This is a genomic window from Kitasatospora sp. NPDC058218, assembly GCF_042882445.1.
In the GTDB taxonomy this organism is placed as follows: Bacteria; Actinomycetota; Actinomycetes; order Streptomycetales; family Streptomycetaceae; genus Kitasatospora.
On sequence record NZ_JBHVWC010000008.1, the window covers coordinates 191,622 to 198,719 of the forward strand.

General features: G+C 74.5%; 4 protein-coding genes. All 4 read left to right on the forward strand.

The features are described from left to right. Positions 1 to 38 precede the first annotated feature (38 nt). The 4 genes from ilvC to ACFVYI_RS07440 all read left to right on the forward strand — a co-directional run bounded on the left by ilvC (position 39) and on the right by ACFVYI_RS07440 (position 7,041). Positions 39 to 1,037: a ketol-acid reductoisomerase gene (gene ilvC, locus ACFVYI_RS07425; RefSeq protein ID WP_387882180.1), complete on the forward strand. Its 999-nt coding sequence runs from the start codon at positions 39 to 41 to the stop codon at positions 1,035 to 1,037. 250 nt (positions 1,038 to 1,287) lie between these two features. Further along, positions 1,288 to 2,874 carry a phosphoglycerate dehydrogenase gene (gene serA / locus ACFVYI_RS07430; protein ID WP_387882192.1) on the forward strand — a complete coding sequence of 529 codons (1,587 nt, stop codon included), beginning with the start codon at positions 1,288 to 1,290 and terminating at the stop codon, positions 2,872 to 2,874. 382 nt (positions 2,875 to 3,256) lie between these two features. Next, positions 3,257 to 3,418: a hypothetical protein gene (locus tag ACFVYI_RS07435; RefSeq protein WP_387882181.1), complete on the forward strand. Its 162-nt coding sequence runs from the start codon at positions 3,257 to 3,259 to the stop codon at positions 3,416 to 3,418. Between the two features lie 257 nt (positions 3,419 to 3,675). Further along, positions 3,676 to 7,041, forward strand: coding sequence for a S8 family serine peptidase (locus ACFVYI_RS07440; RefSeq protein ID WP_387882182.1), 3,366 nt, complete (start codon positions 3,676 to 3,678; stop codon positions 7,039 to 7,041). Positions 7,042 to 7,098: the final 57 nt, after the last annotated feature.

Below are 7,098 nucleotides of genomic sequence, written 5' to 3' on the forward strand. Positions count from 1 at the left end.
GTACCCGGCAAGACCATCACGCAAGGAGATGTGCCCCCGTGGCCGAGCTGTTCTACGAAGACGACGCCGACCTGTCCATCATCCAGGGCCGCAAGGTCGCGGTCATCGGCTACGGCAGCCAGGGCCACGCCCACGCGCTGTCCCTGCGCGACTCGGGTGCCGACGTCCGGGTCGGCCTGAAGGCCGACTCGAAGTCCCGCGCCAAGGCGGAGGAGGCCGGCCTGCGCGTCGTCACCCCGGCCGAGGCGGCGGCCGAGGCCGACGTCATCATGATCCTGGTGCCGGACCCGATCCAGGCCGACGTCTACGAGGAGTCCATCGCGCCGCACCTGAAGGCGGGCGACGCCCTGTTCTTCGGCCACGGCCTGAACATCCGCTTCGGCTTCATCAAGCCGCCGACCGACGTCGACGTCTGCATGGTCGCCCCGAAGGGCCCGGGCCACCTGGTCCGCCGCCAGTACGAGGAGGGTCGCGGCGTCCCCGCGATCGTCGCCGTCGAGCAGGACGCCTCCGGCAAGGCCCTCGAACTGGCGCTGTCCTACGCCAAGGGCATCGGCGCCACCAAGGCCGGCGTCATCAAGACCACCTTCACCGAGGAGACCGAGACCGACCTGTTCGGTGAGCAGGCCGTCCTCTGCGGTGGCACCGCCGCCCTGGTGAAGGCCGGGTTCGAGACCCTGGTCGAGGCCGGCTACCAGCCGGAGATCGCCTACTTCGAGTGCCTGCACGAGCTGAAGCTCATCGTCGACCTGATGTACGAGGGCGGCCTGGAGAAGATGCGCTGGTCGGTCTCCGAGACCGCCGAGTGGGGCGACTACGTCACCGGCCCCCGCATCATCACCGACGCCACCAAGGCCGAGATGAAGAAGGTCCTCGCCGAGATCCAGGACGGCACCTTCGCCAACACCTGGATCGCCGAGTACAAGGCCGGTCTGCCCAAGTACAACGAGTACAAGAAGGCCGACGAGGACCACCTGCTGGAGACCACCGGCAAGAAGCTCCGCAAGCTGATGAGCTGGGTCAAGGAAGAGGCCTGATCCTCCGGGCCCGCCCCCGTTTTGGCGCCGTCCAATTCTGAAGGGCCCTTGTACAACTAGGCTGCTCCCGTCCGGGTGATTTCGCCGGACGGGAGCAGCCTGGCACCCAGCCCGTCGATACACTTCCGAGTGCGCGTCAGGCCCACAGCGTCGTGCGTCTACCTACGCGGCATGCCACCTTCCCCCCGCCTTCCACGCCACCTACGTGCCGGGGAGAACCGGACAGTTAAGGACCACTGTCGTGAGCACTGTGACCAAGAGCGCCGTTGTACTGATCGCCGAAGAGCTGTCCCCCGCCACCGTCGACGCCCTCGGCCCCGACTTCGAGATCCGCCACTGCAACGGCGCGGACCGCACCGAGCTGCTGACCGCGATCGCCGACGTGGACGCCATCCTGATCCGCTCCGCCACCAAGGTGGACGCCGAGGCGCTGGCCGCCGCCCGCAAGCTCAAGGTGGTCGCCCGGGCCGGTGTCGGCCTGGACAACGTGGACGTCTCGGCGGCCACCAAGGCCGGCGTGATGGTCGTCAACGCGCCGACCTCCAACATCGTCACCGCCGCCGAGCTGGCCTGCGGCCTGCTGATCTCGGTCGCCCGCAACATCGCGCCGGCCAACGCCGCGCTGAAGCAGGGCGAGTGGAAGCGCAACAAGTACACCGGTGTCGAGCTGAGCGAGAAGGTCCTCGGCGTCGTCGGCCTCGGCCGGATCGGTGTGCTGGTCGCCCAGCGGATGTCCGCGTTCGGCATGCAGATCGTCGCGTACGACCCCTACATCCAGGCCGCCCGCGCCGCGCAGATGGGCGTCAAGCTGGTCTCGCTGGAAGAGCTGCTGGAGATCTCGGACTTCATCACCGTCCACCTCCCGAAGACCCCGGAGACCATCGGCCTGATCGGCGACGAGGCCCTGCACAAGGTCAAGCCGACCGTGCGCATCGTCAACGCCGCCCGCGGCGGCATCGTGGACGAGGCCGCGCTGGCGAGCGCCCTGCGCGACGGCCGGGTGGCCGGCGCCGGCCTGGACGTCTACGCCAAGGAGCCGTGCACCGACTCCCCGCTGTTCGGCTTCGACAACGTGGTCGCCACCCCGCACCTGGGCGCCTCCACCGACGAGGCGCAGGAGAAGGCCGGCATCGCGGTCGCCAAGTCCGTGCGCCTGGCGCTGGCCGGCGAGCTCGTCCCGGACGCCGTCAACGTCCAGGGCGGCGTGATCGCCGAGGACGTTCGCCCGGGCCTGCCGCTGGCCGAGCGGCTCGGCCGGATCTTCACCGCGCTGGCCGGCGAGGTGGCCGTCCGGCTCGACGTCGAGGTCCGCGGCGAGATCACCCAGCACGACGTGAAGGTGCTCGAACTGTCCGCCCTCAAGGGCGTGTTCGAGGACGTGGTGGCGGAGACGGTGTCCTACGTCAACGCCCCGCTGTTCGCCCAGGAGCGCGGTGTCGAGGTACGCCTGACCACCTCCAGCGAGAGCCCCGAGCACCGCAACGTGATCACCGTTCGCGGCACCCTGGCGGACGGCGGCGAGATCGCCATCTCCGGCACCCTGGCCGGCCCGAAGCAGACCCAGAAGATCGTCGGCGTGGACGCCTTCGACGTGGACGTGGCGCTCACCGACCACATGGCGTTCTTCAAGTACGAGGACCGCCCGGGCGTGGTCGGCGTCCTCGGCCGCCACCTCGGCGACGCCGGCATCAACATCGCCGGCATGCAGGTGGCCCGCGACGGCAGCGGCGCGCTCGCCTCCCTCACCGTGGACACCCAGATCCCGCAGGAGGTGCTCTCGGCGATCGCGGCCGAGATCGGCGCCCGCTTCGCCCGCTCGGTCGACCTGGGCGCCTAGGAGCCTCCCTCCCCGAGCGCCGGAGTCACTGACCCCGACAGCCGTTCCGACAGGGCCCGGACCACCGCACGGCGGTGGTCCGGGCCCTGTCGCGTCCGGGGCCGGATCGGCGCTCCGGGTGACTCCCGTCTCAGATACTAGGAAATCCAAGTATTCGTGCAGACAGGGCTGGGCCCGGGTCGTACCGTGGAAGAGCCATACGGTGCGCCGCCCCTGTAGCCAGGGAGTTCGGCCCGTGTGCGCCCGTACGCCGAGGGCAGGCGATCCCCGCCCGGCGTGCTCCCCGCTCCGCCGTGACCCTTCTGGCGACCCGCTTCGCGCGGCACCCCCCTCTCCCCACCCTCTGTGCCCTCCCCGGCGCATTCGACACAAGGAGCCCGGTATGCCCCCCACCGCAGACCGCCACGCCACTCCCGCCCCCGCGGCCACCACCGCCCGCACGCCGCGCCGCCGCCGTGCGGCCGAGCGGCCCCCGTTCGCCGCCGCCGCCCTGCAGCGCGCACTGGACCGCCGTGACAACGGCGGCGTGACCGGCCACCTCTGAGCGCCACCGCCGGGCCGGCTGTCACTGAGCCGACCGGCCCCCCGTCGGGTACCGGCGTTCATCCGCCGAATGGGCCACACGGCCTGACGCCGTGTCACTCCGGCGAGTGCACGTGGCGCCCGTTGGAGGGAAGTTGCTCGCACTGCCCGGCGCGATCATCCTAATTTGGGGCCCCGGAAGGGTGATCGGCGTCCGCGCGGGCGGGCGTCAGCGGCACGGCGTGCGGATCAGTTCCCCTTGCCGGGGGAGAGGGCCCAGTGCGTCAGCCACCCGTCCGTCGTCCGATCGCCCGGATCGGCCTTACCCTGGCCCTGTTGGCGGGGCCGGTGCTGCTCACCGCCGCCCCGGCGGCCGGCAGCCCACCGACGGCCGCGCCGCCCGGCGCCGCCCGCCCGGCCTCCGTCCTGCTGGAACTCGGTACCGAGGCCGCCGGCCCCGCCTGGCGGCAGGCGGCCGCCGAGGCCCGACGGGCCCGGCGCTCCCCGGAGGCCGTCCGCCGCGAGGCCGCGCGGGCCGGAGCCGGCCAGCGGGCCCGGGCGTCCGGCGCCCTCGACCGGCTGGCCGAGGCCGTCCACGAAGCCGCTCCCACCGCCAGGGAGCTCTACCGCACCCGCACCCTGCTCACCGGCCTCGCCGTCACCGTGCCCGCCGACCGGCTGCCCGCCCTGCGCGTGCTGCCGGGCGTGCGGGCCGTCCACCCGATCGTGCGCAAGCAGCGGGACAACGCGCACTCCGTGCCGCTGACCGGTGCACCGCAGGTCTGGGCCGCGGCGGCCGGTGACGCCGCGACCGGCAACACCGGCCAGGGCGTGCGGATCGGCATCATCGACAGCGGCATCGACTACACCCACGCGGACTTCGGCGGCCCCGGCACCGAAGAGGCGTTCAAGGCCGTGGACGGCGCCCGGCCGGCGCCCGCCGGGCTCTTCCCCAACGCCAAGGTGGTCGGCGGCCGCGACCTGGTCGGCGACGACTACAACCCGGACCCGTCCTCCCCGCACCACCAGCCCGACCCGCACCCGGACGACAACCCGATCGACTGCGCGCTCAACGGCCACGGCACGCACGTCGCCGGCACTGCCGCCGGGCTCGGTGTCACCACCGACGGCCACACCTACACCGGCCCCTACCGGCCCGGCCTCGACCCGGCCGGCTTCGCGGTCGGCCCCGGCGTCGCGCCCGGCGCCCAGCTGTACGCGATCCGGGTGTTCGGCTGCGACGGCTCCACCGACCAGCTCGCCCAGGCGCTCGACCTGGCCGCCGACCCGGACGGTGACGGCGACCTCGGCGACCGGCTCGACGTCGTCAACCTCTCCCTCGGCAGCCGCTTCGGCTCCACCGACGACGCCGACGCGATCGCCGTCGACCACCTCTCCGAGCTGGGCGCCGCGGTGGTCGCGGCGGCCGGCAACGAGGGCGACGTCAACGGCATCGGCGGCAGTCCCGGCACCGCCGCCCGGGCCATCGCCGTCGCCGCCTCGGTCGACCCGCACAGCGACGCAGACGGCCTCACCGTGCTCGCCCCCGAGCCGCTCGCCGGGGTCGTCCCGGGCCACTGGAGCGCCCGCTACCAGGGTTGGTCCAGCTCCGACGTCAGCGGTGAACTCGCGCTGCCCGTCGACCAGTCGGACGGCTGCACGGCCTTCGGCGAGGCCGATCGGCAGCGGCTGGCCGGGAAGATCGCCGTCCTCGCCTGGCGCACCCGGGAGTCCGAGCGGGCCTGCGGCTCCGCCCCGCGGGCCGACCACGCCGCCGACGCGGGCGCGATCGGCGCCCTGCTCGCCGCCGACGACGACCACCTCGCCGAGGTCTCCGGCAACGACCGCGTCCCGCTCGCGCTGCTCGCCCGGGCCGACGGGGCACGGCTGCGCGAGGGCGCGGCGGCCGGCCCGGTCGTGGTCCGGCTGGCCGCCCCCGGCAACCCGCTGCACGGCGTCGTCTCCCAGGACCAGCCGCAGCGCACCGACACCCTCACCGACTTCACCTCGCGCGGGATCGGCGTACCCGGCGTGGTCAAGCCCGACCTGGCCGCCCCCGGGGAGACCATCTGGTCCGCCAAGGCCGGCAGCGGCGGCGGAGGCCAGCGCGAGGACGGCACCTCGATGGCCACCCCGCACGCCGCCGGCCTGGCCGCGCTGGTCCGCGCCGCCCACCCGGACTGGACGGTCGAGCAGCTCAAGGCCGCGCTGATGAACACCGCCGGGGACACCTGGCTCGGCGACGGGGGCACCGGCCCGGTCTACGGCCCCGAGCGCACCGGTGCCGGGCGGGCCCGGGTGGACCGCGCCGTCCGCACCCCCGTCGTCGCCTACGCGGCGGGCGAGGGCGCGGCGGAGGGCAGCGTCGGCGTCTCCTTCGGCCCGGTGGCCGTCGCCGGCCCGCTCGCCGCCGTCCGCGAGGTCGAGGTCCGCAACCTCTCCGACGAGGCGGCGGTGTACCGCACCGGATACGCGGCCGCCACCGAACTGCCCGGCGCCCGCTTCGAGATCACCCCCGAACGGGTCGAGGTGCCGGCCGGCGGCACCGCCCGGGTCAGGATCACCCTGGCCGTGCCGGGACAGCTCGGGCGCACGCCCGATCCGACCATCGACACCGAGCAGGGCGGCCGGGCCCGCACCTACCGGGGCGAGCTCTCCGGCCGGCTGCTGCTGACGCCCGTCGCGGACACCGCCCTGCCCGAGCTGCGGGTCCCGCTGTTCGCCGCCCCCCGGCCGGCCTCGGACCTGAGCGCGGCGGCGCCGGTGCGCAGCACCAGGGCCGGTGCGCTGGTCGTCCTCGGCGGCACCCGGGCGCCGGCCGAGCAGCCCGGACTGCTCAGCGCCTTCGCCCTGGGCGGCGAGGGCGCCCGCTGGCCCGACTGCCCGCCCGACAGCGGTGCGGCCGTCGGACCGGGGTCGGGCATCGTCCCGGAGGAGAGCACCGAACCGCAGGCCCCGCAGGACGTCTGCGTGGAGCGCCCCGGCGATCGGGCGGCCAATCTGCGCGCGGTCGGCGCGGCCTCCGACGCGCCCGCCGTCGGCGACGGGGAGGGCGTGCTCTACCTCGCCGCCCAGCTCTGGGCGCCCGCCCCCACCCCGGTCGGCGTGTTCGCCGTCCGGGCCTCGCTGGACACCGACGGGGACGGCGCCACCGACGTGTTCGTCAAGGCGGACCGCCAGCGCGGCAGCGACGTCCTGGTGGCCCGGGCGGTGGACGCCCGCAGCGGCGCCGAGCTGGACGTCCAGCCGCTGAACGCCCGCTGGGGCGACACCGACACCGCGCTGCTGGACAGCGACGTCCTGGTGCTGCCGGTGCGGCTGAGCGCCCTGCCCGGGGTGAGGGCCGGGCACAGCACCGTCCGCTACGGGCTCTGGACCGGCGTCGCCACCACCGGGAAGCCGGACCCGGCCGAGGCCTTCTCCGCCGTCGGTCTGCGCGGCACCCGGCCCACCCTCGCCGTCGACGTGCTGCACCCGGCCGTGGACGTCCGCACCGGCCCCGGCGGTCCCACCGCGGTGGCCGCCGCGCTCCCGCCGGGCACCGTCCTCGACGTCCGCCGCGCCGACGGCGACACGTCCGGGCTGCTCCTGCTCCACCACTTCAACCGGGACGGCCACCGGGGGCAGGTCCTCACCCTCCCCTGACCGGTGAACGCCGCAGGGCCGTCGTCCCGCGCGGGACGACGGCCCAGCGGCGTTCAC